We start from the raw sequence: 26,127 nt of genomic DNA, 5'->3' as shown, positions 1-26,127 counted from the left end.
CGGTCGGTGGAGGCGTGTGGGTGCCTGGTGGCCCTCCCGGTCTTCAAAACCGAGGTGCCCGAGGATCTCGGGCAGGCGGGTTCGATTCCCGTCCGCCTCCGTCCCCCGCCTGCTGCCGGCAGCGTCGGCGGGTGTCGTCCACCCGCTCCGTGTACCCGCGGGCGTCCAGGTACTCCAGCAGCGGTACGGCCACCCGCCGGGTGGTGTCCAGGGCCTGCCGGGCCTCGCTCAGCGTGAACGGCTGCGGGAGCCCCGCGAGTACGGCGGCCGCCCGCCCGTCCGCGCCCGGCGGCAGCACGATCCCGTCGGCGATCCGCAGCAGCTCCCCGGCCGCCTCCGCCGCGGCCACCGCCCTGCGGGTGAGCCCCAGTTCGGCGAGCCGCCCGGCGTCCGGGGCGCGGAACGGCGCCCGTTCGAGATCCGCGCGCACGGCGTCCACCGCCTTCCGTACCGGGGGTGGCAGGGGCGGACGGCGCTCCTCGGCGCCGTACAGCCGGCCCTGGCGGACCGTCAGCCCCGGATCCCCGGTGGCGAGCGCGTCGACCAGGGCCCGGTCGGGCAGGCCCAGCAGCCGGCGGGCCGCCTCGGTGGGCAGCCCGGGGTCCAGCGGATGCTCGGCGGCGTGCCGGCCCACCCCTTCGGCCAGGCTCCTGCCCAGCCGCGCCCAGTGGTCCGCGTCGACGAGCCAGTCCCCGGCCACGGGGGCGACCGGCGCCGGGACGCCCATCGCGAGCAGCTCCGGGCGCCGGATCAGCCCGCGCCTGCGCAGCTCGGCCGCTCCGTCCGCGCAGCCGCTCATACCGGCCAGTTCCGCCGCCCGCGCCCGCCCCGCACCCCGCCGGGACAGCCGCGGCGGCCGGACGTCCAGCACGGTCGCGGCACAGGGCACGCGTCGGCCGCCCGGTTCGCGCAGCACCGCCCGGTCGCCGACGCGCATCGGCAGCTCCCGGCCCAGGGCGAGCCGGGCGGTGTCCTCGCCCAGCGGGCGGACGGTCACCGGGACGGCGGCGGTGCCGATGTGCAGGGTCACGCTCCGGGGCAGGTCGGCGACGGCCGCCCCGGCGACCCGGACGTCCACGAGCCCGGTACCCAGCCAGCGTCCCGGTGTCAGCAGGACCTCGCCGCGCCGCAGCCCGCCGACGCCGGGGCCGTGCACGTTGACGGCCACGCGCGCGACCCCGCGCACGGCGGAACGGTCCTCGTGCAGGGCCTGGAGCCCGCGGACCCGCAGCACGGTCCTGCCGTCACCCGTCACCAGCCGGTCCCCGACCCGCAGGGTGCCGGCCCCGAGCGTGCCGGTGACCACCGTGCCGTGCCCGCGCACCGTGAACGCCCGGTCCAGCCAGAGCCGGACGTCCGCGGCGGCGGACGGCACCGGCAGGCGGGCCGCCAACTTCCCCAGTTCGAAGCGGAGGTCGTCGAGTCCGGCGCCGGTCACCGCGCTGACCGCGACGGCCGGGACCGTGCCCAGCGAGGTGGCCGCCAGCCGCTCGCGGGCATCGGCCAGCACGGGTGCCGGGTCCGCCAGGTCGGCGCGGCTGACGGCGAGGACGGCGTGCCGTACCCCGAGGGCGTCGAGGATCGCCAGGTGCTCCTCGGACTGCGGCTGCCAGCCCTGGTCGGCGGCCACCACGAACAGCACCGCGGGCACCGGGCCGACACCGGCCAGCATCGTCGCCACGAACCTCTCGTGGCCCGGCACGTCCACGAAGGCGAGTTCCTCGCCGTCCGCCCCGAGCCGGGTCCACACGAACCCCAGGTCCAGGGTGAGCCCGCGGCGGCGCTCCTCCTCGAACCGGTCCGGTTCCATGCCCGTCAACGCCCGCACCAGGGCGGACTTGCCGTGGTCGACGTGCCCCGCGGTGGCCAGCACCCGCATGACGACGTCCGCCTCCTACCCGTGCGCCGCGGCGCGGACCGCCGCGGCCAGCCGGGCGTCGTCCTCGGGCGGCACCGCCCGCAGATCGAGCAGACAGCGCCCCGCCTCCAGCCGCCCGACCACCGGGACCCGTCCGGCCCGCAGCACGGCGGCGAACGGCTCGGGCAACGACAGCGCGGCACTGGGCAGCGTCACCCCGGGTGCCCCGCCCCCGCCGACCGTGGCGGCACTGCCGACGGACCGTGCGTCGACGCCGTCGGCGGCGAGCGAGGCGGCGAGCCGGTCGGCGCGCTCGCGCAGGGCGGTGGGGTCGGCGGTCAGCGCGGCGGCGGTCGGCGTGGGCGGTCCGGTGAGGGTGGCCTCCAGGGCGGCCAGGGTCAGCTTGTCCACGCGCAGGGCACGGGCGAGCGGATGCCGGGCGAGGGCGCGGACCGGGCCCTCCTCGCCGAGCAGGAGCCCGCACTGCGGGCCGCCGAGCAGCTTGTCGCCGCTCGCCGTGACCAGGGCGGCGCCGGCCCGCAGCTGGGTCGTGGCGTCCGGCTCGTCCGGCAGCAGTGGGTGCGGGGCGAGCAGCCCGGAGCCGATGTCGACGACGACCGGGACACCCAGCCCGGTCAGTTCGTGCACCTCCGCCGCCCGGGTGAAGCCGGTGATACGGAAGTTGGACGGGTGCACCTTCAGCACGAACCCGGTGTCAGGGCCGACCACGGCGGCGTAGTCGCCGGCCGTGGTGCGGTTGGTGGTGCCCACCTCGCGCAGCCGGGCGCCGGTGGACAGCAGCAGGTCGGGCAGCCGGAACCCGTCGCCGATCTCCACCATCTCGCCGCGGCTGACGACGATCTCCCTCCCGGCGGCGAGCGCGGTCGCGGCCAGCACCAGCGCGGCGGCGCCGTTGTTGACGACGTGCACGGCCCCCGCCGCCGGCACCCGGTCGGCCAGCGCCCGCAACGCCGTGCGTCCGCGCCGGGCCCGTACCCCGGTCTCCAGGTCCAGCTCCACGTCGGTCGGCCCGGCGGCCCCGGCCACCGCGCGCCGGGCCGCGTCCGACAGCGGGGCCCGGCCCAGGTTGGTGTGCAGGAGCACGCCGGTCGCGTTGATCACCGGGCGCAGTCCGCCCGCCGTGTCCGGGAGCAGCGCCAGCGCCTCGCCCGCCACGTCCTCGGGCGCCACCCGCCCGGCCCGCGCCCGCTCCTGCGCCTGACGGACGGCGGCCTTGACCACGGGCGCACCGAGCAGCCGGGTGGCCTCGGCGAGCCGCGGCTCCCGCAGCAGGGCGTCGGTGCGCGGCACCAGCCGGCGCACGTCGGGCGCCGGCTGCACGCCCTCGTCCTCCGCTGCACCCCGCGGCCCCATGCGGCTCCCGTCCCTCCGCCCCGCCTCCGACTGCCCGAGCACCCCCATCGTCCTCCAGTGCCCCCCACGGACCCTCCGACACGCTGGGCCCCGACGCAGCTCAGCCGATCGTCCGGACCCCCACGGCCTGTGGGCCCTTGGTGCCCTGGCCGAGTTCGTACTCCACGTGCTGCCCCTCCTCCAGGCTCCGGAAGCCGGTGCCCTGGACCTCCGAGTAGTGCACGAACAGGTCCGCGCTGCCGTCCTGCGGAGTGATGAACCCGTACCCCTTCTCCGCGTTGAACCACTTCACCGTGCCCTGGGCCATCGCTGTTTCCTTCACCTTGCACCGTGCCGCCGCGAACCGATCGTCGTGGACCGCGAGGATGCTCCCCCGGCGCCGGGCCCGGCATGCGCCCACCGTCCGATCACGACCCGACCGGGTGAACCGCGCCGTGCCGGCGGGGGCACGGGCGCGTTCCGCGCGCGCTCAGCCGGCGGGCAGGTCGGCGAGGAAGCGTGCGCCCGGAGTGTGCCCGGGGTCGTGGGACACCTCGCCGCCGGCGGCGCGCGCCAGCCGCCGCGCCAGCGGCAGCCCGAGGCCCGCGCCGTCGTGCCCGTCGTCGGGATCGGCGCGGCGGCCCGGCTGGAAGAGCTCACCGGTGAACGCCTCCGGCACGCCCGGGCCGTCGTCGGCGACGCTGATCCGCACTCCGCCGGGCGTCCGGCGCGCGCCCACGGTCACGGTGGATCCGGCGTAACGGCCCGCGTTGGCCAGCAGCGGGCTGACGATGCGCTCGAGGAGCGCGGGCGCGACCCCCGCCACCAGCTCCGGATCCGCCGCCTCGACGACGACCTCGACCCCGGTCCGGAATCCGAGGCCGTCGGCCAGCCGGGACAGGACCGGCAGGACCGCGGTGGCACCGGGGGCGGTGGCGGTGTCCGGCGCGCCGTCGCGGGCCTCGCTCAGCAGCGTGTCGCAGATGGCGCGCATGGACCGGGCGGCCTGAGCGATCACGTCGTGGGTGGCGCGGGTCTCGGCGTCCGTGCGCGGCCGGGCCCGCCACCAGTCGAGTTCGACGACGATCCGGGTGAGCGGGGTGCGCAGTTCGTGGGACAGCTCACCGGTCAGCTGGCGTTCGTGCCGCAGCACGGTCCGGATACGGTCCAGCAGTCCGTCCAGGGCGGCGCCCAGCCGGGCGAGTTCGGCCGGCTGGCCGGCGCCGCCGAAACGCTCGTCGGAGCCCACGGCGCTCCACTCGGTGGCCAGGTCGCTCATGGTGCGCACCGGGCGCAGCGCCCGTCCGACGGCGAGCCGGGTCAGCGCGTAGGTGCAGGCGAGCATGACGGCGTCCAGGACCAGGGAACCCAGCAGCAGGGTCCTGGCCGAGTTGCGGTACGGGGCGAGGTCCAGGGCGGTGACGACCACGGCCGCACCGCCGTGCCCGTACAGGGGCCGGGAGCACATGCGGACGTGCCGGGAGCCCTCGGCCCCGACCGTCGTGCACCGTGCGCGGCCGCCCACGGCGAGCCGGTCGGCGGCCCGGGTCAGCGCCCCGTCGGCCGGGGCCGTCGGCGGCTTCTCCAGCAGCCGGGCTCCGGAGTAGATCCACGCGTTGGCGTCGAGGAGGCCGTCGCCCGCGGTCTCCACCACCCGCACCCGGCGTCCGCCGGTGTCGACGGTCGTGGCGACGGCGGCCGCCCGGGTGTGCAGTTCGTCGTCCGCCTGGTGCCGCAGGTGCCGTTCCACCACGACGTTGAACACCACGGTCAGCACGGCCATCAGCAGGGTGGCGGTGGTGAGGGCCACGAGCGCGAGCCGGCCGCGCAGGGTGCGCGGGCCCGGGCGGCGCGGGAAGCGCGTCATGACAGCCGGTGGCCGACCCCGCGGGCCGTGCGCAGGACCAGGTGACTGCCCGCCTCGCGCAGCTTGCGGCGCAGCCGGCTCAGGTACTGGTCCAGGGTGTTGTCGCCGACGTGGGCGCCGGCCGGCCAGGCGGCCCCGACCAGGTCCCGGCGGCTCACGGTGCCGCCGTCCGCCGCCACCAGAGCGGCCAGCAGGCGGAACTCCGTGGGGGAGAGCCCGGTCTCCACGCCGCCGATCCGGGCGCTGTGCCGGGTCGCGTCCAGGACCAGGTCGCCGGTGGCGGCCACGGCGGGCGGCCCGGAGCGGCGGAGCGCGACCCGCAGCCGGGCCACCAGTTCGGCGAGGTGGAACGGCTTGGGCAGGTAGTCGTCGCCCCCGGCGGAGAACCCGGACAGCCGGTCGGTCAGGTGGTGGCGGGCCGTCAGGAAGATGACCGGGGCACCGAAGCCGTTGCCGCGCAGCGCCTGGCACACGTCCCGCCCGTCGGCGTCCGGCAGTCCGACGTCCAGGACGACCGCGCCGATGCCGTCGGCGGCGAGGCGCAGGGCGGTGGCGCCGTCGGGGGCGGGCACGGGCTCGAACCCCTCGTCGGCCAGGCCGCGGCGCAGCACGTCCCGCAGCGCGTGATCGTCCTCGACGACCAGGATCTTGTGACGCATCTTCCTCCGTCGGATCTTCGTACCTCGGCCGGGACGGGGCCGTCCGGGTGGACATCGGCACGGAAACGCCGGCAGGACTACAGGTGTGTAGACGCGACATGCAACTCTAGACGCCGAGTGGGTGCATTCCTGTCGCGTTCTCACCGTATGCCTACCTCTACATGATGTAGTTGCCGTTTGGCCGTACGAGGCGAGGGAGGTGGGCGTCATGGCCGACGCCTACGGTGCAGGCGCCGGCACCAGGACACGGTTGCGGAGGGTGACGGACCGGGCGACGCCGTCCCCGGCTCCCGGCGGCACCGGTGCGGGGCCCCGGCAGCTGCACCGCGGGATGACCCTGCTGGCGACGATCAGCCTGTTCATCGGGACGCGGACCGCCTGGACCACCGCCATGACGTCCGCCCCGCCCGTCGCCGCGGCCATCTCCGTCTGCTACGCCTCGATCCTCGTCTGCGGCGTCCTGTGCCTGACGGTACGCGACCGGCGCTCGCTGATCCGGGTGGACGCCGTCGTCCTCGCCACCGCCGTCGCCCTGGTGACCTGCGGCTACCTGCTCGACCACGCGGGCAGCGACGAGGGCGTGCTGACCGCCCAGGCCGCGAGCGAGATCCTGCGCGGTCACCCCGTCTACGGGCAGCCCTGGCCGTGGCTCTTCGGCACCCCGCAGGTCGGGATCACCAAGACCATGTCCGGCGGCGCCGACTACACCTACGGCTACCCGCCGCTCACCGCCCTGCTCGCCGCCCCCGTGCACGCCGTCGTCCACTCGACGGCGGCCGCCACCCTGGTCACCACGGCCCTGCTGCTCGCCTCCTCGGTCCTGCTGTGGTTCCTGCTCCCGGCCGTGTGGCGGTCCGCGGCCACCGCCGTCTGCCTCGGCTTCGGCCTGCTGCCCCAGTACGCCTACTACGGCTATCCGGCGATCACGGCCCTCGCCCTGCTCGTGCCCACGGTGGTCCGCTGGCCGGACACCGGCACGGGCGGCCGGCTCGGCACCTGGGGACTCCTGCGGGCGCTCTGCCTGGGCGCCGCCTGCGCCGCGCAGCAGCTCGCCTGGTTCCTGGCGCCGTTCCTGCTGATCGGCCTCTACGCCGTCCGGCGCGGCGAACTCGGCCGCCGCGGGGCGCTGGCGGTCACCCTGCGCTACGCGGGCACCGCCGCCCTCGCCTGGGCCACCGTCAACGCGTACTTCGCCGTCCAGGACCTCTCCGGCTGGCTGCACGGCATCCTGCTGCCGCTCCAGCAGAAGGCGATCCTGCACGGCCAGGGCGTGATGGGCATCTCCTACTACTTCACCGCCGGCAGCAGCCGCCTCGACTACTACTCCTACGGCAGCATGCTGCTCCTGCTCGGCCTGCTCGCCGCCACCGTGCTGTTCGTCCGCCGGCTCGGCCCCGCCCTCACGGTCCTGCCGTGGCTCGCGTTCTACCTGGCCACCCGCTCCCAGGACGGCTACTTCCTGCTGATGACCCCGCTGTGGCTGGCGGCCGCCGCCACGGCCCCACCCGCCGCGTTCGCCACCGCCTGGCAGCCCGCCCTGCCACGGGTCACCGGGCGCCGCGCGCGGGCCGCACTGGCCGCGGCGCTGCTCACACCGGCCCTGCTGTGCGTGGCGGTCGCCGCCGCCAGCCCCCCGCCCCTGCGGATGACCCTCGCCGCGCGTCTCGCCACCCGGCACGCGCGCGTGGGCGTCACCGCCGTCGAGGTCCGCGCCGTCAACAGGACGGGCACCCGGCTCTCCCCGCACTTCGCCAGCCGCACCGGTCAGGGCGCCTCCGACTGGTGGAAGGTCACCGCGGGCCCGGCCACCCTCGGCCCGCACGCCACCGCCGAGTACGTCGTCATCCCGCCGGGCGGCTTCCGCGTCCTGCACTCCCGGACCTACCTCATCGCGGTCACCGGCACCCCGATGACGATCACGACGGCCCGGCTGCCCGCCGCGTCGCCCTCGTGACCACCGGGCCGCCGGGGGACTCCCGCGTCCTACGACAAGGAGGAGGTGGCCGGGTAGCCTGTCCGCAACGACGGCGAGGGAAGGCGGACGGTGGGGTGACGGGCCGAGGAGACGAGGAAGCCCGAGAGGCGTCCGGCAGGCGGGCGCGGGGCGAACTGGAGAGCGACGTGCTCGCCGCGCTCTGGGCGGCCGACGGTCCGCAGACCGCCCGCCAGGTCCAGGACCGGCTCCCGGGCGAGCTCGCCTACACGACCGTCCTGACCATCCTGTCCCGGCTGTTCGACAAGGGCATGCTCGTCCGGCGCCGCGAGGGCCGCGGCTACGCCTACGAACCGGCCCGCGACGAGGCGTCCCACACCGCCCAGCGCATGCACTCGCTGCTCGCGGGCGGTTCCGACCGCGAGGCGGTGCTGGCCCGTTTCGTCTCGGAACTGTCCGAGCACGACGAGCATCTGCTGCACCAGCTGCTGTCCGGGCCCTCCGAGGCGCCCGCCGAGAGCAAGAGCCCGCGCGGGAAGCGGTGAGCCGGTGCTGGTCAACGTCTACGTCCCGCTCCTCGTCACCGCCGCGCTCGCGGTGCTCGCCCCTCCCGTGGCACGCCGGCTGCCCCCGCGCCCGGCGGCCTGGGCGCTGGCCTGCGCCGCGCTGGTGACGGCGGTCGGCTGGGCGGGTTCGCTCGCCCTGCTGGCGTTCACCGGCGTGGCGCAGATTCCCCAGATCGCCGCGGAGGGCCGCTGGTCCGTGGCCGCGCTGCGCGCCGAGGACCCCGTGTACCTGGTCGTGGCGGCCGTCAGCACGCTGGTGCTCGCGGCGGGCGTCGTCTCCCTGGGTGTAGCCGCCGTCCGGCAGGGCCGGCGGCTGGTCCGGTCCCGGCGCGAGTGCGCCCTGCTGCCCGGCGCGACCGAACTGGCGGTGCTCGACGACGACGTCCCGCTGGCCTTCGCGCTGCCCGGCTCGCCGGGACGGATCGTGGTCTCCCGGGGCATGCTCCGCTGTCTCGACGACGATCAGCGCGAGGCCCTGCTCGCCCACGAGCGGGCGCATCTGCGCGGCCGTCACCACGTCTTCCAGAGCGTGTGGCGGCTCACGGCCGCCCTCACCCCCCTGCTGAGGCCGGTGGCCGTGGCGGGTGACTTCGTCCTGGAGCGCTGGGCCGACGAGGAGGCCGCCGAGCGGGTCGGGAGCCGAGAGGTGGTCGCCCACGCGGTGGGCCGCGCCGCCCTGGCGTCGGCGGGCGCGGCCCGTCCCGTCGCGCTGGCCCTGACCGGCGGGGCGGTGCCCCAGCGGGTCCAGGCCCTCATGGCCCCGCCGCCCGCCCGCCGGAGACTGCCCCTGCTCGCGGGCGGGCTGCTGCTCGCGCTCTGCTGCGGGAGCCTGGCCAACGCCGCCTCCGACAGCGACAGGATGCTGGACAGCGCCCAGTGGGCACTGTGCTCGGCGCACGCCCCCGCGGGCACCGCCGCCGCGCCGGCCGGCCACGCTCACGACGACGAGCGCGGCCCGGACGGCTGCCGCGTGGACCGCGACCACCCGGAGCCGACCCAGCGGCACCTCTGACCCGCCGCCCGCTCGCCGCTCCCTCCGCCCCCCTGCGCGCCGCCGCGCGTCCGGACGCCGGCCGAGCAGCACGGCCGGTGCGCCCCGACGCGCCGTCGGTACGCCACCCGGTAGGGTGACCACAGAACTACAGTTCGTAGCGGGTGAAGGTGGGTCGATGCCGGGGACTTCGTACGCGGCGGCCTCCCGTGCCGTCCGGCCGTCCGACGCCGCGCCGTGGTACCGGCGGGACCGGACCTGGCTCGCCGCGGTGGGGGCCGGGTACACCGTCGCCCAGCTCGCTCTCGTACGACCGGGGATGGGGCTCGGCTGGGACGAGTCCGTCTACGTCAGCCAGGTCAGCGGGCACGCCCCGGCCGCGTTCTTCAGCGCTCCCCGGGCCCGGGGCATCTCCCTGCTGGTGGCGCCGGTCGCCGGCTGGTCATCGTCCACGCCCCTGCTGCGGGTGTACCTCGCGGTGCTGGCCGGCCTCGGTCTGTTCCTGGCCCTGCGCGCCTGGCACGGCCTGCTGCCGGTCCGCGTGCTGGTGCTGGGCGGCGGGCTGTTCGCCTCGCTCTGGGTGACGCTGTTCTACGGCCCGCAGGCCATGCCCAACCTCTGGGTCGCGCTCGCCGCGCTCGCCGCGGTGGGATGTTTCCTGCGGACGCAGACGGACCGGAGCAGCCGGGGGCCGCTCCTGGGGCTCGCCGTGACCGCCGCCCTGATGGCGCTGATGCGCCCGACGGACGCCGTGTGGGTGTGCCTGCCGCTGCTGGCGGCCTTGGTGGCGGTACCCCGGTGGAGGCACGGCCGGGCGCTCCTCGCGCTCCTCGGCGGCCTGGCGGCGGGCGCCGCGCAATGGGTGATCGAGGCGTACGTCAGCTACGGCGGCCTCGCCCGGCGGCTCTCCGAAGGTTCCGACGTCCAGGGCGGCCTCGGCTGGCACGACGCCGTCGTCGACCAGGTGCGCAGCCTGAGCGGTCGCACGCTGTGCCGCCCGTGCACGGGGGCGGTGCCCCACGCGGCCGTGACCCTGTGGTGGTTCGTGCTGCCGGTCCTCGCCGTGCTCGGCCTGGTGGTGGCCGTGCGGGCGCGTCGCGCCGCCCCCGCCGCGCTGCTCTGCGCCTGCGCGGCCACGACGGCCTTCCCCTACCTCTTCCTGATCGGCTACGCGGCCCCGCGCTTCCTGCTGCCCGCCTACGCCCTGCTGTCCCTGCCGGTCGCGGGCGCGCTGCTCTTCCTGGTGTCGGCGCCGCGCGGCCGCCGGCGCACGCTCGCCGTCACCGTGGTGGCCGTCGGCGTCGCCGGGCACCTGGCCGTCCAGGCGGTGGTGCTGGAGCGCCTGGTCGACCGTACGACCACCGGCCACCAGCGCTGGGCCCGGGTGGCCGCGGCCCTGCACGACCACGGTGTCCGCGCGCCCTGTGTGCTCACCGGGAACGACCCGACGACACCCTCGATTCCGGTCGCCTTCTACGCCGGGTGCGCCTCCGCCGACACCGGCGGCAACAACGAGAACACCACGCCGGCCGCCCTCGTGCGGACCGCGCGCCGGATGCCGGTCGCCTTCCTCACCACCGAGGACGGCGTACCACCGCGGTACGCCCGGGACTGGCGGCGGGTCCACCTGGACGGCGGGGTGTACGCCTACGTCGCGCGGTGATCGCGCCGTCCTGGGACGCTCGGTTCAACGGGGGTCGCCGGCCGCCGGAGCGGCCTGCGGGGCGGTCGCCGGGGCGACGGCGGGGCCGGCCGTCAGCAGCGGGCGCAGCGCCCCCTGGCTCAGGGAGCCGATCAGCGGGGCGGCCCAGCGGCCGAGCGCCAGGCTGACGAGGTAGGCGACGGGGAGGGCGAGGACGGCGGAGCCGAGGACGTCGTGCGGGTAGTGGGCCCCGACGTAGACCCGGCTGAAGCCCTCCACGACGGCGAACCCGGCGGCGACGGCGGCCAGCCGGCGGTCCAGCAGGAACAGCGCGGCCACGCTCGCGGCGGCGACCGTGGCGTGTCCGCTGGGGAAGGCGTAGTCGCTCGGCGCCGGGCAGCTGTCCACGAAGTAGGCATGGGGGAGTGAGCGGCAGGGCCGTACCTCGGCCACGAGCTTCTTGACGACCTCGGCGGCGGCGAAGGCGGTCAGCACGGCGACCGGCGCGGCCAGCGCGAGGGTCATCGCCCGCGCGTCCCGGCGCCGGGCCCGCCACCAGCCGATGACCATGAGGACCGCGAAGACTCCCAGACCGACGTTGGTCCACACCTCCATCGGGGTGTTGAGCCACTTGGTGTCGCGGGCCAGGTCGGTGACCGAGGTGAACCACGAGCCGTCGATGCCGGATCCGTCGAGGGCGAGGTGCGCGGTGGCGGCCGCGGTCATAGCGGGACGTCCTTCCGTCTGCCGGTGACATCCCGGTGATGTCACGGTGATGTCGAGATGATCGCCCGGTAAATCTACTACATCTTGTAGGGGTCGGGCGGCCGGTGCGCGGCGGCCCGTTCCGGTGGGCGCCCGGATGAGCGTTCCCTAAGTTCTACATCATGTAGTAGCTTCACCTCGCGGCGCCGGCGAAGTCACGCTCCATGCCCCGCAATTCACAGCCCGTAGTCCGTCAGGAGGCTGATCGACCGTGCTCCACTGTGACGATCCGGTGCCGGAGCCGGCACCGCCGCCGGCCCTCACGCCGCCGCAGGCCGCGACGGACGGCGGCCGGATCGCGATCATCTCCGCGCGTGTCGGCGCGGGGCACGACGGCGCCGCCGCGGGACTGGCGGCGCGGCTGACCGCGCAGGGCTTCCAGGTGGACCGCCACGACTTCCTCGACCTGCTGCCCGCCGGTGCGGGCCGACTGCTGTGCGGCGCTTACCACCGCATGCTGACCTGGGCTCCCGAGGGCTACCAGCGCCTGTACGCGGCCACCGACCGGGCGGCCCGCCCCGGCGCCGTGTGGCGGGCGTTGTTCCGCGCCGCCGAGCCGCGCACCCTGCGGGCCCTCGCGCCGGACACCCGCGCGGTCGTGTCCACCTACCCCGGGGCCGGCCAGGTCCTCGGCGCGCTGCGCCGGCGCGGCCTGCTGACCGTTCCGGCCCTCACCTACCTGACCGACTTCTCCGTGCACGCCCTGTGGGTGGCCCCCGGCATCGACGCCCACCTGGCCGTCCACGCGGTACCGGCCGCCCAGGCGCACGCGCGGGGGGCGGCGGCCGTCACCGTCGCGGGTCCGGTCACCGATCAGCGCTTCACCCCGCCCACGCCCGGGCAGCGGGCCGCCGCCCGCCTGCGGTTCGCCCTGCCCGCGGACACGCCCCTGGCCCTGCTGGTGGCCGGCTCCTGGGGAGTCGGCGCCGTGCGCCGGACCGCCGCCGAGATACGGCGGACCGGAGCGGCGGTCCCGGTGGTGGTCTGCGGACGCAACCAGAGCCTCGCGGAACGGTTGCGCCGGGACGGCGTCGAGCACGCCTTCGGCTGGGTGGACGACATGCCCGGTCTGATGCACGCCTGCGACGTGCTGGTGCAGAACGCCGGCGGACTGACCTCCCTGGAGGCCTTCGCCGCCGGGCTGCCGGTGCTCAGCTACCGCTGCATACCAGGTCACGGCCACACCAACGCCGCCGCCCTGGAGGAGGCGGGCCTGGCGCCCTGGATCCGCGACCCGGCCGACCTCGGGCCCGTACTGGCCGAACTCCTGGCCGGACCGCGCGGCCGGACCCAGCGCGCGGCGGGGCTCGCCCTGCACCGCTCCGCACCCGGACCGGTACCCGCCATCGCCGCCAGATCCGGGTCCCGGCCCAGCCTGCCCGCCCCGCCGGCCCGGCCCGCGCCGAAGCGTCCGCGAGGCCGTCGGCGGGGACTGACGGCCGTCGCCGTGGCCGCCACGGTCGGTCTGGGCGTCGCCGCCCCGCTCGCCCACACCTGCACCGAGACCCCCGTCCGCTTCACCGCCGTGGCCCACTACCTGGACGGAGCCGCACGATGACCCCGTCACGTCTCGCCCGCTCCACCGCGCTCGCCTCGGCGGCGGCACTGCCCGCGCTCGCCGCCCTGCACGCCGCACCCGTGGTCTCCACCTTCGGCCCGCTGCGCAACCGGGCCATGCCCCGCCTGGCCGGGCAGGGCCGGCCCGACCACGTCGCCCTCACCTTCGACGACGGCCCGGACCACCTGTCCACCCCGCACTTCCTCACCCTCCTCGCGGCACGCCGGGTGCGTGCCACCTTCTTCCTGCTCGGTTCGATGCTGTCCCGCTCGCCCGGAACAGCGAAGGACATGGCCGCCGCCGGGCACGAGATCGCGGTCCACGGCTGGCACCACCGCCCCCTGCTGCTGCGCGGCCCCCGCGCCACCTACGACGACCTCGCCCGCGCCCGGGACGCCGTGGCCGACGTCACCGGGAAACCGCCCACGCTCTTCCGGCCGCCGTACGGCGTCATGACCACCGCCGCCCACCTGGCCTGCCGGCGGCTGGATCTCACCCCCGTGCTGTGGACCTGCTGGGGTGAGGACTGGCGTGCCCGGGCCACCCCCCGGTCCGTGCGGGACACCGTCCTGCGCGACCTGCGCGGCGGGGGCACCGTCCTGCTGCACGACTCCGACTGCACCTCCGCCACCGGCTCCTGGCGCACCACCCTCGCCGCCCTGCCCCACATCCTCGACACCTGCGGGACCCGCGGCTGGCAGGTGGGCCCGCTGCGCGAACACGGCGTTCCCGGCCTGCCCCGGTAGGCCCCGAGGGAGTACCGACGGCTCACTCCGCGTGCGGGCGGGCCAGGCCGTGGTCGTAGGCGAAGATCACGGCCTGGACGCGGTCGCGGGCGCCGATCTTCGCCAGGACCCGGCCGACATGCGTCTTCACCGTGGACTCCGACACCACGAAGCGGGCGGCGATCTCGCTGTTGTTCCAGCCCTTGCCGATGGCCACGAGGATCTCGCGTTCGCGTTCGGTCAGGGAGCCCAGCCTCGGGTTCTCGCCGGCGTCGCCGGCCTGGGGCGGCACGAGACGGGAGAACTCGTGCAGCAGGCGGCGGGTGAGGGAGGGCGCGATCACCGCGTCACCGGTGGCGACGGCCCGGATGCCGGCGATGAGCTCCTCGGGGCGCGCGTCCTTCAGGAGGAAGCCGCTGGCTCCGGCGCGCAGGGCCGCGTGCACGTATTCGTCGAGGTCGAAGGTGGTCAGCACGAGGACCCGGGAGCGGTCGCCCGCGGCGGTGATGCGACGGGTCGCCTCGATGCCGTCCATGCCGGGCATCCGGACGTCCATGAGCACGACGTCGGGACGGAGTTCGGCCGCCATGCGGACCGCTTCCGTGCCGTGCGCGGCCTCGCCCACGACGTCCGTCTCGGCGACCGAGTCGAGGAGCAGGTGGAAGGCGTACCGCTGGAGCGGCTGGTCGTCCACGATGAGTACGGTCGTCACCGGCCACCGCCCTGGGGGGTGAGGTCGAGGACGGCCTCGACCGTCCAGCCCGCGTCGGCGGGGCCCGCTTTCAGGCTCCCGCCGTAGAGAGCCGCCCGTTCGCGCATGCCCACCAGACCGTGTCCTTCCTCGTTCGCCGGGCCGGTACGGCGGCCGGCCCCGGGAGGGCCGGTGTCCTGCACCGTGATGGTCAGCCGCGTCTCGTCCACGACGATCGCGAGGTTCACGCGGGTGTCGGCCCCGGCGTGCTTCAGGGTGTTCGTCAGGGCTTCCTGGACGATGCGGTAGATCGTCAGCTGCACCCCGCTGTCCAGGGCGTCGACGTCGCCCGCGGTCCGGTAGAGGACCTCCAGACCCGCGGCCCGCACCCCCTCGCACAGCGCGTCGAGGTCGGCCAGGCCCGGCTGCGGGCTGAGCTCGGGCTCGCCCCGCGCGCCGTCCGACGCCTCCCGCAGCACCCCGAGCACCCGTCGCAGCTCGCCGAGCGCCTGCCGGCCCGTGTCACCGATCAGCCGCAGCGCCTCCCGGCCCCGGTCCGGAGCGTTGCCGGTGGCGTAGGCGCCGGCGTCGGCGAGGGTGATGATGACGGCCAGGTTGTGGCCCACGATGTCGTGCATCTCGCGGGCCACCCGGGCGCGCTCGGCCGCGGCGGCGAGCCTGCTGCGCTGGTCGCGTTCCACCTCCAGACGGGTGGCCCGGTCCCGCAGCGCCGCGAGCTGCGCCCGCCGGATGCGGACCGCGAGGCCGAGCGCGAGCGCCGCGGTCGCCGTGCTCAGCAGGAAGAACAGTGCGTCCCAGAACGGCACCACCGCCGACACCCGTGCCGCGACCAGCGCCATCGCGCCCGTCATGACCCCGCAGGCCCAGGGCAGCCCCCGCAGCCGCCCGTGCAGGACGAGGCTGTACAGGGCGATGAACAGGGCCACGTCCGCACGCAGCGGGACGTCCAGCGACCACTGGAGCACGAAGACGGCGGCCACGGCGCCGAAGGCCGCGGCGGGCCTGCGCCGGCGCCACAGCAGGGGCAGCACCAGGCCGGCCTGGAGGGCGAGCATCGCCGTGACCGGCGGCTGGGTGAACGCCAGCCGCAGGTGGTGCGGCTCGCCGTCGTGGTCGCCGCCGGCCGCGTGCAGCAGGTCCGGCAGGCAGAACAGCAGGAAGACCAGGGTCACCACCGCGGTGTCCAGCACCCACGGACGGGCCCGGTCGGCATGCCGCAGCCGCTGGCCGGCCCGGGAGAACCGGGCGACCAGCGGCCCCATCCCGCCGAGGTCGTCGGCGGTCGCGGTGGTGGGCGCGGTGACCTGGGAGGTCACGGAGGTCACGGGGGTCACCTGCCCATCATGCGGGTGTCATACGTCGGTGCGCAGCAGCCGGTACGCCGCCCCGGCCAGCGCCAGCACCGTCCAGCCGGCGAAGACCAGCAGACCGGCCCCGGGCGACAGGCTCGTGGAGTCGTGGGTCAGGGCGAACATCGACTCGCCCGCGTTGCTGGGCAGGTAGCGGCTGATGTCGTCCCGCCAGGAGCTGGGCAGCAGCGACACCAGGCCGGGGACCAGCATCAGCGTGGCGACCAGGACCGAGATGCCACCGGCCACCGACCGCAGCAGCGCGCCGAGAGCCGTGCCGATCACGGCGACCAGACCCAGGTAGAGGCCGGCGCCCAGCAGGCTCCGTACGGCACCGGCATGGGAGAAGCCCATGGCCGCGGGCGTACCGGAGACGATACGGCTGCCGAAGAAGAAGGCGACGAACACGCCGAGGGTGCCGACGGCCAGCGCGACCAGGCCGAACACGGCCGCCTTGGACCACAGCACCGGCAGCCGGCGCGGCACCGCCGCCAGCGTGGAGCGGATCATGCCGGTCGAGTACTCGCCCGCCGTGACCAGCACGCCGAGGACGCCGAGGGCGAGCTGCGCGAAGTTCGTGCCGAACAACGACAGGCTCACGGCGGTCGAGCGGGCGAAGTCCGGGTCCATGTGGGCGGAGCCGATCCCCGACTTGTACCGGCTCGACGCGATCAGCCCGAACGCGACGAGGAACAGCAGGCCCACCCCGAGGGTGATCCAGGTGGACCGCAGTGACCAGAGCTTGGCCCATTCCGAGGCCAGCACGCGCCTGCCGGTCACCCGGTAGGCGGGGCGTGCGACGGCGGGGGGAGTGTCGGTGGTGGCGGTGAGCGTGGTGGTCATGCCGTCCTCCCGAGGGACTCGGCGGTCTCGCCGGCGGTCGTGGAGCCGTGGTACTCCACGGCGTCCTTGGTCAGGTCCATGAAGGCCTGCTCCAGGGAGACCTCGCGCGTGCTCAGTTCGAACAGCGCGATGCCGTGCTCGGCGGCCTTCAGGCCGATCTCCCGCGCGCTCAGCCCGGTCACCTCCAGCTCCTCGGAGCCGATGCGGCCGGTGACGTCGACGCCAGGACCCGCCAGGGCCTCCCGCAGCCGCGCCGGATCCTGCGTGGCCACGTGCACGGTGTCGCCGCCGGCCCGTCGCACCAGCTCCCGCACGGTCGTGTCGGCCAGCAGCCGCCCCCGCCCCACCACGATCAGGTGATCCGCGACCAGCGCCATCTCGCTCATCAGGTGCGACGAGACGAAGACCGTGCGCCCCTCCTCGGCGAGTGACGTGAGCAGGTTGCGGATCCACAGGACGCCCTCGGGGTCCAGGCCGTTGACGGGCTCGTCGAGCATCACCGTCTGCGGGTCGCCCAGCAGGGCCGCCGCGATGCCGAGCCGCTGGCCCATGCCGAGGGAGAAGGCACCGGCCCGCTTGGCGGCCACGCTGCCCAGACCGGCGAGTTCGATGACCTCGTCGACCCGGCTGCGCGGGATGCCGTGCGTCAGCGCCAGCGCCCTGAGGTGGTTGCGGGCCGAGCGGCCCGGGTGGATCGACTTGGCCTCGAGCAGGGCGCCGACCTCCTGGAGAGGCGCCCGGTGCTGCGCGTAGTGCCTGCCGTTCACCGTGACGGAGCCGCTGGTCGGGGCGTCCAGGCCGACGACCATCCGCATCGTCGTGGACTTCCCCGCTCCGTTGGGCCCCAGGAAGCCGGTCACGGTACCCGGCTTCACGACGAACTCCAGGCCGTCCACGGCCGTCTTCTCGCCGTACCTCTTGGTCAGCTGCCGCGCGTCGATCATCGGAGCTCCTTCACTCGGATTCGGCGCCCGTCGAATCCGACGCCTCTTGGCCACGCTAAGTCCGCGATCACCCCGATCCGGTGGTACCGGGGGCTGAACGGGGGCCCCGGGGTCGTACCGCGGTACTACGCCCCGCACGTCCCGGCCACGGTCCGCCGCTCTGACCTATTGACATGACATTCGCACATGGGTCATCGTGCAGAGGCCAGCTCCGGAGTGAAGGGAAACCTGCGTGATGCCGTTCGAAGTGCTGACCATGGGCCGCGTGGGGGTGGACGTGTATCCGCTCCAGACCGGGGTGGGGCTGGCGGAGGTCACCTCGTTCGGCAAGTACCTGGGCGGCAGCCCGACGAACGTCGCGGTGGCGGCGGCCCGCTACGGCCGTTCCGCGGCGGTCATCACGAAGACCGGCCGGGACCCGTTCGGCGACTTCGTCCGCACGGCCCTCGGCGGCTACGGCGTGGACGCCCGCTTCGTCGGGGTGTCGGACATCGCGCCGACCCCGGTGACGTTCTGCGAGATCTTCCCGCCGGACGACTTCCCGCTCTACTTCTACCGCCTGCCGAAGGCTCCCGACCTGGACATCCGGCCGGACGAGCTGGACCTGGCGGCGGTGCGCGAGGCCACCGTGTTCTGGATGACGGGGACCGGGCTGAGCGAGGAGCCGAGCCGCGCGGCGACGCTGGCGGCGCTGGAGCACCGGGCGAAGGCGGGCACGACGGTGTTCGACCTGGACTGGCGGCCGATGTTCTGGAAAGACCCCGCCGAGGCGCGGTCGTACTACCGGCGGGCGCTCCGGCACGCGACCGTCGCGGTCGGCAACATCGACGAGTGCGAGGTCGCCACCGGTGAGCGGGAACCGTACGCCGCCGCGCGGGCGCTGCTGGCCGCCGGCGTCGAGCTGGCCGTGGTGAAGCAGGGCCCGAAGGGCGTGCTGGCCGTGGACCGGGACGGGACGGCCAGCGAGATCCCGCCGGTGCCGGTGGACGTGGTCAACGGCCTGGGCGCCGGTGACGCCTTCGGCGGCGCGCTCTGCCACGGGCTGCTGTCCGGCTGGGACACCCGGCGCACGGTGTCCTTCGCGAACGCGGCCGGGGCCGTCGTGGCCGGCCGGCTGTCCTGCTCCGACGCGATGCCGACCGAGGCCGAGGTCCTGGCCGAACTGGACGAGGTGACCCGTGCTGCCTGAGAACCTGAACCGGATCGTGCACGCCCGGGTCAACGACCCCGGTGCGGTCGCGACGGCCGCCGCCCGCCGGGTGCAGGCGACCTCGCTGCTGGGCGAGCACGGCAAGGCGATGATCATCGCCGCCGACCACCCGGCCCGCGGCGCGAACGGTGTGGGCGCCGACCCCCACGCCATGGCCGACCGCTTCGAACTCCTCGACCGGCTGTGCGTCGCCCTGGAACGCCCCGGCGTCACCGGCGTCCTGGGCACCGCGGACATCCTGGAGGACCTGCTCCTGCTCGGGGTCCTCGACGGCAAGTCCGTCTTCGGTTCGATGAACCGTGCCGGGCTGGCCGGCTCCGTCTTCGAGATCGACGACCGGTTCACCGGGTACGACGCCGAGACCATCGCCGCGATGGGCTTCGACGGCGGCAAGACCCTGACCCGCATCGCGCTGGACGACCCGGCCACCCCGTCGGTCCTGGAGAACACCGCCCGCGCGGTCAACGAGCTCAACGACCGGCACCTCGTCGCCATGGTCGAGCCGTTCATCTCCCGTTGGCAGGACGGGCGAATCCGCAACGACCTGTCGACCGACGCCGTGATCACGTCGGTCACCATCGCCTCGGGACTGGGCCGGCGCACGGCCTACACCTGGCTGAAACTCCCCGTGGTCGAGGACATGGAGCGCGTCCTGGCCGCCTCCACCCTGCCCGCGCTGCTGCTCGGCGGCGAAGTGAGGGACGCCGAGGCGGCGTTCGCCTCCTGGGGGAGGGCGCTGCGGCAGCCGACCGCACAGGGCCTGGTCGTCGGCCGCTCCCTGCTCTACCCGGCGGGCGGCGACGTGGCCGGCGCCGTCGACAAGGCGGTGAGCCTGCTGTGAGCGACAGCGGTAAGTACCACCTGCCGGCCGGCACCGCCGCCGACGGCCCCTACGACCTCCTGGTCACGCCGGAGTCGGCGGGCTGGGGATACTCCGGCCTGCGGATCCTGACCCTCGGGCCGGGCCAGTCGCACGCCCTGTCCACCCGGGACTCGGAGTTCCTGGTGCTGCCGCTGGCGGGCTCCTGCACCGTCACCACGGACGGCGGCACCTTCGAACTCGCCGGGCGGACGGGCGTGTTCGACTCGGCCACCGACTTCGCCTACCTGCCCCGGCAGGCCGCGGCCGTGATCAGCAGCGCGTCCGGTGGCCGGTTCGCGCTGCCCTCCGCCCGCACCGAGCGGGGAGGTCACCCGGCCCGCCACGGGCGCAAGGAGGACGTCCCCGTGGAACTGCGCGGCGCCGGGGCCTGCTCACGCCAGGTCAACAACTACTGCCTGCCGGGCACCTTCGACGCCGAGCAGCTGCTGGTGTGCGAGGTGCTCACACCCGGCGGCAACTGGTCCTCGTACCCGCCGCACAAGCACGACGAGTCCCGCACGGACGCGGACGGCACCCCGGTCGAGTCGCAGCTGGAGGAGATCTACTACTTCGAGGTCTCCGGCCAGAGCGGCTTCGGCTACCAGAGGGTGTACGGCACCCCGGACCGGCCGATCGACGTGCTCGCCGAGGTCTGCTCCGGTGACACGGTGCTGATCCCGCACGGCTGGCACGGCCCCTCCGTCGCCGCGCCCGGCTACGACCTCTACTACCTCAACGTCATGGCGGGCCCCGGTCAGGACCGCGCCTGGCTGATCTGCGACGACCCGGCCCACGGCTGGGTGCGCGGGACCTGGGACGCCCAGGACGTGGACGACCGGCTGCCCTTCGGAGAGGACCGATGAACACCGTACGACTGACCACCGCCCAGGCGCTGGTCCGCTTCCTGGCCGCCCAGTACAGCGAGCGCGACGGCCAGGAGCAGCGTCTGATCCCCGGGGTGTGGGGCATCTTCGGCCACGGCAACGTGGCCGGCATCGGGCAGGCGCTGCTCCAGGCCGCCACCACCGGCGAGGCCGACCTGCCCTACTACCTCGCCCGCAACGAACAGGGCATGGTCCACGCCTCCGTCGCCTACGCCAAGATGCGGGACCGGCTGGCCACCTTCGCCTGCACGGCCTCGACCGGTCCGGGGTCCACGAACATGATCACGGGTGCCGCGCTGGCGACGACGAACCGCCTGCCCGTCCTGCTGCTGCCCTCCGACATGTTCGCCACCCGCGCCGCCGACCCGGTCCTCCAGCAGCTGGAGGACACCCGCGGCGGCGACGTCACCGTCAACGACGCCTTTCGCGCGGTCTCGAAGTACTTCGACCGCGTCTCCCGGCCCGAGCAGCTGATCCCGGCCGCGCTGGCGGCCATGCGCGTGCTGACCGACCCGGTCGAGACCGGTGCCGTCACCCTCGCGCTGCCCCAGGACGTGCAGGCCGAGGCGTACGACTGGCCGGTCGACCTCTTCCGGCGCCGGGTGTGGCACGTGGGCCGCCCCGTCCCGGAGCCCGCCGCGGTCGAGCGCGCCGCCCGGCTGCTGCGGCGCGCGCGCAAGCCGCTGATCGTCGCCGGCGGCGGCGCCGTGTACTCCGGCGCCGAGACCGCGCTGCGGGCGTTCGCCGAGGCCACCGGCATCCCGGTCGCCGACACCCACGCGGGCAAGGGCGCGGTGGCCTGGGACCACCCCTGCGCGGTCGGCGGCATCGGCTCCACCGGTTCGTACGCGGCCAACGAGCTGGCCCGCGAGGCCGACGTCGTGCTGGGTATCGGCACCCGGTACTCGGACTTCACCACGGCCAGCCACACCGTGTTCGGCAACCCGGAGGTCGCGTTCGTCAACCTCAACGTGGCCCGCCTGGACGCCGTCAAGCACTCCGCCGAGCCGCTGGTCGCGGACGCCCGGCTCGGCATCCAGGCGCTGGCCGGAGCCCTGGACGGCTGGGAGGTCGCCCCGGAGTACCGGCGTCGTACCCGTGCACTCGTCGCCCGCACCCGGGAGATCGAGGACGCCTGCTTCCACGTCGGGCACGGCCCGCTGCCCGCCCAGACCGAGATCGTCGGCGCGCTGAACGACGTCCTGGACGACCGCGCGGTGGTCATCAACGCGGCCGGCTCCATGCCGGGTGACCTGCAGCAGCTGTGGCGCGCCCGGGACCCGAAGGCCTACCACGTCGAGTACGCGTACTCCTGCATGGGATACGAGGTCGCCGCGGGCGTCGGGGCCAAGATGGCCGACCCCTCGCGGGAGGTCGTCGTCCTGGTCGGTGACGGCTCCTACCTGATGATGGCCCAGGAGATCGTCACCATGGTCTCCGAAGGCCTGAAGGTCATCGTCGTCCTCGTCCAGAACCACGGTTTCGCGTCCATCGGCGCCCTCTCCGAGTCCCTCGGCTCCCAGCGCTTCGGCACCAAGTACCGCTACCGCGACCCAGGTTCCGGCCGGCTCGACGGCGAGGTGCTCCCCGTCGACCTCGCCGCGAACGCCGCCTCCCTGGGCGCGGACGTCCTGCACGCCGGCTCCGTCGAGGAGTTCCGCTCCGCGATGGAGAAGGCGAAGGCCGCCACCCGCACCACCGTCGTGCACGTGGAGACCGACCTGTACGGGCCCAACCCGCCCGGCCACGCCTGGTGGGACGTCCCGGTCGGCCAGACCTCCGCCCTCGACTCCACCCGAGCCGCCCACGCCACCTACCTGGACCACAAGCGCGCCCAGCGGCACTACCTGTAACTCCCGCCCCCGCAAAGGAAACCCGCACCGTGACCACCATCCAGCACTGGATCGACGGCGCCCTCACCCAGGGCGCCGCCACGGCCACCCAGCCCGTGTTCAACCCGGCGACCGGCGCCGAGCAGGCCCAGGTCGTCCTCGGCGGCCGCGCCGACGTCGACGCCGCCGTCCGGGCCGCCGCCACCGCGTTCGAGACCTGGCAGGACTCCTCCCTCTCCCAGCGCGTCCAGGTGATGTTCACCTTCCGCCAGCTGCTCGTCGAGCACGAGGAGGAACTGGCCCGGATCATCTCCGCCGAGCACGGCAAGACCGTCGACGACGCCCGCGGCGAGATCACCCGCGGCCGTGAGGTCGTCGAATACGTCTGCGGTCTCGGTGACGTGCTGAAGGGCTCGTACTCCGACCAGGTCTCCCGTGGCGTGGACGTGCACGACTTCCGTCAGCCGCTGGGTGTCGTCGCGGGCATCACGCCGTTCAACTTCCCGGCGATGGTGCCGCTGTGGATGCACCCGGTCGCCATCGCCACCGGCAACACGTTCATCCTCAAGCCCTCCGAGCGCGACCCCTCCGCCGCCACCTTCGTCGCCCGGCTGTACCAGCAGGCCGGCCTGCCCGACGGCGTCTTCAACGTCGTGCACGGCGGCAAGGACGCGGTGGACGCGATCCTCGCCCACCCCGGCATCGAGGCCGTCTCCTTCGTCGGCTCCACCCCGATCGCCCAGTACGTGCACGCGCAGGCCACCTCGCACGGCAAGCGGGTGCAGGCCCTCGGCGGTGCCAAGAACCACGCCGTCGTACTGCCCGACGCCGACCTGGAGTTCGCCGCCGACCACATCACGGCCGGCGCCTACGGCTCCGCCGGTGAGCGCTGCATGGCGGTGTCGGTGGCCGTCGCCGTCGGTGACGCGGCCGACCGGCTGGTGGAGATCCTCACCCGCAAGGCGAACGAGGTGCGGGTCGGCCCCGGCGACGCGCCCGGCACCGAGATGGGCCCGCTGGTCACCAAGGCGGCCCAGGAGCGCGTCGAGAACGCGGTCGGGGTCGCCGCGGCGCAGGGCGCCACCGTCGTCGTGGACGGCCGCGGGCTGAAGCTCGACGATCCCGCGTACGCCGACGGCTTCTTCACCGGCCCCTCCCTCCTGGACCACGTCACCACCGAGATGGACGCCTACCAGGAGGAACTCTTCGGCCCGGTCCTCGCGGTCGTCCGCGCCGACTCCCTCGACCAGGCCATCGACCTGGTCAACGCCAACCCGTACGGCAACGGGACCGCGCTGTTCACCGGCTCCGGAGAGGCCGCCCGCCGCTTCCAGCGGAAGATCAAGGTCGGCATGATCGGCATCAACGTGCCGGTCCCGGTCCCGATGTCGTACTACTCCTTCGGCGGCTGGAAGGACTCCCTCATCGGCGACTCCCCGATCCACGGCCCCGAGGGCGTCCGCTTCTACACCCGGCCCAAGGTCGTCACGAGCCGCTGGCCGGAACCGAGGCACCAGGACACCGCCGGGTTCAACTTCCCGACGTCCAGCTGACAGCTGAACCGGGTCCCTCCTCCGGCGTCTCACAGCCGCAGGGTGAACCAGGTGGTCTTCCCCTCGTCCGTGGGCCGCACCCCCCAGCTGTCGGCGAGCGTACGGACGAGGAGCAGGCCCCGGCCGGACTCCTCGTCCTCGGCGGCCAGGCGCGGCCGGGGCAGCTGCGGGCTGCGGTCGCTGATCTCGACGGTGAGGTCGGTGGCGGTGCGGTGCAGACGCAGGCCGATCGGGCCCTCGCCGTGCTGGACGGCGTTGGTGAGGGTCTCCGACAGCAGCAGCAGCGCGTCGTCCGCGCCCGCGACGCAGTCCCAGGCGGTGAGCGCCCGGTGCAGGAACGCCCGCCCCGCCGGCACCGAGGACGGGCAGGCCGCCAGATCGGTGCTCAGAACGGCCAGCGGCCCGGCCGGCAGCTGCGCCAGCAGCAGGGTGACGTCGTCGTTGTGGCTCTCCGCGTCGGGCAGCAGACTCGTCAGCACATGGTCGGCGGCGGTCTCCAGGCTCGGCGAGTCGGCGAAGAACTTCTCCAGGACGACGGTGAGTTCGGCGACCCGGACCTCGATGTCACTGCCCGGGGTCTCGATCAGCCCGTCGGTGTACAGGACGAGGGTCGCCCCGGGCGGGACGGCCGAGCAGGACTGCTCGTAGAGGATGCCGCCCACCCCCAGCGGGGCGTTGACGGGCGAGTCGAGGATGCCGACCGCGCCGTCGGCGGCGCCCGCGACGAGCGTCGGCAGATGGCCGGCCGAACACACGGTGACGGTCCCGGAGTCGGGGGCGATGACCAGATAGCAGCAGGTGACGAGCTGGTCGGGGACGTCCAGGTCGGCCACGCAGGAGTCCAGGGCCTGCATCAGCAGCCGGGGCTCCATCCCGGTCTTGGCCAGCGCGTGCGCCGCCGAGCGCAACTGGCCCATGACGGCGGCGGCCTCCAGCCCGCGGCCCATGACGTCCCCGATCAGCACGCCCACCCGGTCGGCACCCAGCGGTATCAGGTCGAACCAGTCGCCGCCCACCCCGGCGCCCTGGGTGGCGGGCCGGTAGCGGCTGGCGGTGGCCAGGCCGGGCAGGGCCGGCGGCGTGCCCATCAGGCTGCGCTGCAACGTGAGGGCGATGTGCCGCTGCTGCTCGTACAGGGCGGTCAGTTCGGCCTCGGCGCGCTTGCGGTCGCTGATGTCCCGCACGATGGCACAGGCGCCGACGACCCGGCCCCGGGTGTCCCGCGTCGGCCACAGGGTGACGTCCACGTCGAGCAGCCTGCCCGAACGGGTCACGCGCAGCGTCTCGAAGTGCTCGACCTTCTCACCCTTGCGCAGCCGGGCCAGCAGGGCGCGGATGTCCCCCCGCAGCTCGGGCGGGGCGAGCATGGACACGTGCCGTCCGATGGCCTCCTCGGCGGTGTAGCCGTAGAGGTCCTGCGCCGCCGCGTTCCAGTACGTGATGTACCCGTCGAGGGTCTTGGCGAGGATCGCGTCCTGGGAGGACTCCACGAGGGCGGCCAGCTCGTTGATCCGGGCCTCGGCCGCCTTGCGGTCGCTGACGTCGCGCACGGCGGCGGACACCAGCAGCCCGTCCTCCGTCTCCATCGGGCTGAGGCTGATCTCCACCGGGAACTCGGTGCCGTCCTTGCGCAGCCCGTGCAGCTCCAGGCCGGCGCCCATCGGCCGGACCTGGCGGTTGGCCGAGTAGCCGCCCCGGTGCCGGGTGTGCTGGCTGTGGAAGCGGGTCGGTATCAGCAACTCGACCGGACGTTCGAGGAGTTCCTCGCGCCGGTAGCCGAAGAGCGCCTCGGTCTGGGCGTTGACGAGCTTGATGAGGCCCGTGCCGTCGACGATGACCATCGCGTCCGGCGCGGCCTCCAGCAGACCGCGGAAGCGTTCCTCCGCGGCTCCGGTCCCCTGCCCGGGTGCAGTGGCACGGCCGCACCCGCAGCGCTCGGCCTCCGTCGTGACCCTCACACGCGCCCGTTCGTCCTCGAGGGAGCCGGCCATGTCCGCCCCACCCCTTCCCGCCGGTTACTG

General features: G+C 74.7%; 21 protein-coding genes, 1 tRNA gene and 1 pseudogene. 12 read left to right on the top strand and 11 right to left on the bottom strand.

Annotated elements, in window-relative coordinates; translation table 11 throughout:
- Nucleotides 1-8 precede the first annotated feature (8 nt).
- Nucleotides 9-101: transfer RNA gene (locus AB0958_RS07295), tRNA-Sec, on the top strand.
- A gap of 35 nt (nt 102-136) precedes the next feature.
- Here the strand turns inward: AB0958_RS07295 and AB0958_RS07290 are convergent.
- The 5 genes and pseudogenes from AB0958_RS07290 to AB0958_RS07270 form a co-directional block, all read right to left on the bottom strand.
- Nucleotides 137-1,879: pseudogene (locus AB0958_RS07290) on the bottom strand (SelB C-terminal domain-containing protein); the annotation flags it as partial.
- A 15-nt stretch (nt 1,880-1,894) separates the two neighbouring features.
- The gene (selA, locus tag AB0958_RS07285) at nt 1,895-3,232 is read right to left on the bottom strand and encodes an L-seryl-tRNA(Sec) selenium transferase (RefSeq protein ID WP_366889325.1); all 1,338 of its coding nucleotides are present in this window, start codon (nt 3,230-3,232) and stop codon (nt 1,895-1,897) included.
- 100 nt (nt 3,233-3,332) lie between these two features.
- Nucleotides 3,333-3,539, bottom strand: coding sequence for a cold-shock protein (locus tag AB0958_RS07280; RefSeq protein ID WP_366889324.1), 207 nt, complete (start codon nt 3,537-3,539; stop codon nt 3,333-3,335).
- A 162-nt stretch (nt 3,540-3,701) separates the two neighbouring features.
- A complete protein-coding gene (locus AB0958_RS07275) occupies nt 3,702-5,078 on the bottom strand; it encodes a HAMP domain-containing sensor histidine kinase (RefSeq protein ID WP_366889323.1) in 1,377 nt (458 codons plus the stop codon).
- The gene (locus AB0958_RS07270) at nt 5,075-5,737 is read right to left on the bottom strand and encodes a response regulator transcription factor (RefSeq protein ID WP_366889322.1); all 663 of its coding nucleotides are present in this window, start codon (nt 5,735-5,737) and stop codon (nt 5,075-5,077) included. The genes AB0958_RS07275 and AB0958_RS07270 overlap by 4 nt, the downstream gene beginning before the upstream one ends.
- A 331-nt stretch (nt 5,738-6,068) precedes the next feature.
- On the opposite strand from AB0958_RS07270, the gene AB0958_RS07265 reads away from it, so the two are divergent.
- The 4 genes from AB0958_RS07265 to AB0958_RS07250 all read left to right on the top strand — a co-directional run bounded on the left by AB0958_RS07265 (nt 6,069) and on the right by AB0958_RS07250 (nt 10,890).
- Complete coding sequence (locus AB0958_RS07265) at nt 6,069-7,691, top strand: hypothetical protein (RefSeq protein WP_366889347.1); 1,623 nt, start codon at nt 6,069-6,071, stop codon at nt 7,689-7,691.
- Nucleotides 7,692-7,786: 95 nt separating this feature from the next.
- The gene (locus AB0958_RS07260) at nt 7,787-8,215 is read left to right on the top strand and encodes a BlaI/MecI/CopY family transcriptional regulator (protein WP_366889321.1); all 429 of its coding nucleotides are present in this window, start codon (nt 7,787-7,789) and stop codon (nt 8,213-8,215) included.
- Nucleotides 8,216-8,219: 4 nt separating this feature from the next.
- Nucleotides 8,220-9,248 (top strand): M56 family metallopeptidase, encoded by a 1,029-nt coding sequence (locus AB0958_RS07255; RefSeq protein WP_366889320.1) that lies wholly within the window; start codon nt 8,220-8,222, stop codon nt 9,246-9,248.
- Between the two features lie 298 nt (nt 9,249-9,546).
- Nucleotides 9,547-10,890, top strand: a complete 1,344-nt coding sequence (locus AB0958_RS07250) for a hypothetical protein (protein ID WP_366889346.1) — start codon at nt 9,547-9,549, stop codon at nt 10,888-10,890.
- A gap of 24 nt (nt 10,891-10,914) precedes the next feature.
- Here AB0958_RS07250 and AB0958_RS07245 read toward each other — a convergent pair whose 3' ends face one another.
- Complete coding sequence (locus tag AB0958_RS07245; protein ID WP_366889319.1) at nt 10,915-11,595, bottom strand: phosphatase PAP2 family protein; 681 nt, start codon at nt 11,593-11,595, stop codon at nt 10,915-10,917.
- 250 nt (nt 11,596-11,845) lie between these two features.
- On the opposite strand from AB0958_RS07245, the gene AB0958_RS07240 reads away from it, so the two are divergent.
- Both AB0958_RS07240 and AB0958_RS07235 read left to right on the top strand, forming a co-directional pair.
- Entirely contained in the window at nt 11,846-13,192 is a 1,347-nt protein-coding gene (locus AB0958_RS07240) for a glycosyltransferase (protein ID WP_366889318.1), read from the top strand.
- On the top strand, nt 13,189-13,938 hold the full coding sequence (locus AB0958_RS07235) for a polysaccharide deacetylase family protein (protein ID WP_366889316.1): 750 nt from the start codon (nt 13,189-13,191) through the stop codon (nt 13,936-13,938). The genes AB0958_RS07240 and AB0958_RS07235 overlap by 4 nt, the downstream gene beginning before the upstream one ends.
- A 22-nt stretch (nt 13,939-13,960) precedes the next feature.
- Here AB0958_RS07235 and AB0958_RS07230 read toward each other — a convergent pair whose 3' ends face one another.
- The 4 genes from AB0958_RS07230 to AB0958_RS07215 all read right to left on the bottom strand — a co-directional run bounded on the left by AB0958_RS07230 (nt 13,961) and on the right by AB0958_RS07215 (nt 17,765).
- A complete protein-coding gene (locus tag AB0958_RS07230; protein ID WP_358976527.1) occupies nt 13,961-14,629 on the bottom strand; it encodes a response regulator transcription factor in 669 nt (222 codons plus the stop codon).
- Nucleotides 14,626-15,891: a histidine kinase gene (locus AB0958_RS07225; RefSeq protein ID WP_366889344.1), complete on the bottom strand. Its 1,266-nt coding sequence runs from the start codon at nt 15,889-15,891 to the stop codon at nt 14,626-14,628. The genes AB0958_RS07230 and AB0958_RS07225 overlap by 4 nt, the downstream gene beginning before the upstream one ends.
- Nucleotides 15,892-15,981: 90 nt before the next feature.
- Nucleotides 15,982-16,821: an ABC transporter permease gene (locus AB0958_RS07220; RefSeq protein ID WP_366889315.1), complete on the bottom strand. Its 840-nt coding sequence runs from the start codon at nt 16,819-16,821 to the stop codon at nt 15,982-15,984.
- Nucleotides 16,818-17,765 carry an ATP-binding cassette domain-containing protein gene (locus AB0958_RS07215; RefSeq protein ID WP_366889313.1) on the bottom strand — a complete coding sequence of 316 codons (948 nt, stop codon included), beginning with the start codon at nt 17,763-17,765 and terminating at the stop codon, nt 16,818-16,820. The genes AB0958_RS07220 and AB0958_RS07215 overlap by 4 nt, the downstream gene beginning before the upstream one ends.
- A gap of 235 nt (nt 17,766-18,000) precedes the next feature.
- On the opposite strand from AB0958_RS07215, the gene iolC reads away from it, so the two are divergent.
- Genes iolC through AB0958_RS07190 form a run of 5 tightly spaced genes read left to right on the top strand, consistent with a single transcriptional unit; the run spans nt 18,001 to nt 24,106 of the window.
- Nucleotides 18,001-18,954, top strand: a complete 954-nt coding sequence (iolC, locus tag AB0958_RS07210) for a 5-dehydro-2-deoxygluconokinase (RefSeq protein ID WP_366889343.1) — start codon at nt 18,001-18,003, stop codon at nt 18,952-18,954.
- Nucleotides 18,944-19,816, top strand: coding sequence for an aldolase (locus AB0958_RS07205; protein ID WP_366889312.1), 873 nt, complete (start codon nt 18,944-18,946; stop codon nt 19,814-19,816). Before iolC ends, AB0958_RS07205 begins: the two co-directional genes overlap by 11 nt.
- Entirely contained in the window at nt 19,813-20,700 is an 888-nt protein-coding gene (iolB, locus tag AB0958_RS07200) for a 5-deoxy-glucuronate isomerase (protein WP_366889311.1), read from the top strand. The genes AB0958_RS07205 and iolB overlap by 4 nt, the downstream gene beginning before the upstream one ends.
- Nucleotides 20,697-22,574: a 3D-(3,5/4)-trihydroxycyclohexane-1,2-dione acylhydrolase (decyclizing) gene (gene iolD / locus AB0958_RS07195; protein WP_366889310.1), complete on the top strand. Its 1,878-nt coding sequence runs from the start codon at nt 20,697-20,699 to the stop codon at nt 22,572-22,574. Before iolB ends, iolD begins: the two co-directional genes overlap by 4 nt.
- 29 nt (nt 22,575-22,603) lie before the next feature.
- Entirely contained in the window at nt 22,604-24,106 is a 1,503-nt protein-coding gene (locus AB0958_RS07190) for a CoA-acylating methylmalonate-semialdehyde dehydrogenase (RefSeq protein WP_366889309.1), read from the top strand.
- A gap of 29 nt (nt 24,107-24,135) precedes the next feature.
- Here AB0958_RS07190 and AB0958_RS07185 read toward each other — a convergent pair whose 3' ends face one another.
- The gene (locus AB0958_RS07185; RefSeq protein ID WP_366889308.1) at nt 24,136-26,097 is read right to left on the bottom strand and encodes a PAS domain S-box protein; all 1,962 of its coding nucleotides are present in this window, start codon (nt 26,095-26,097) and stop codon (nt 24,136-24,138) included.
- Nucleotides 26,098-26,127: the final 30 nt, after the last annotated feature.

Source organism: Streptomyces sp. NPDC006655 (genome assembly GCF_040703965.1).
Classification (GTDB): Bacteria; Actinomycetota; Actinomycetes; order Streptomycetales; family Streptomycetaceae; genus Streptomyces.
The sequence above is the reverse complement of the archived record's forward strand: the minus strand, read 5'-3'. Positions and strand labels throughout refer to the sequence as shown.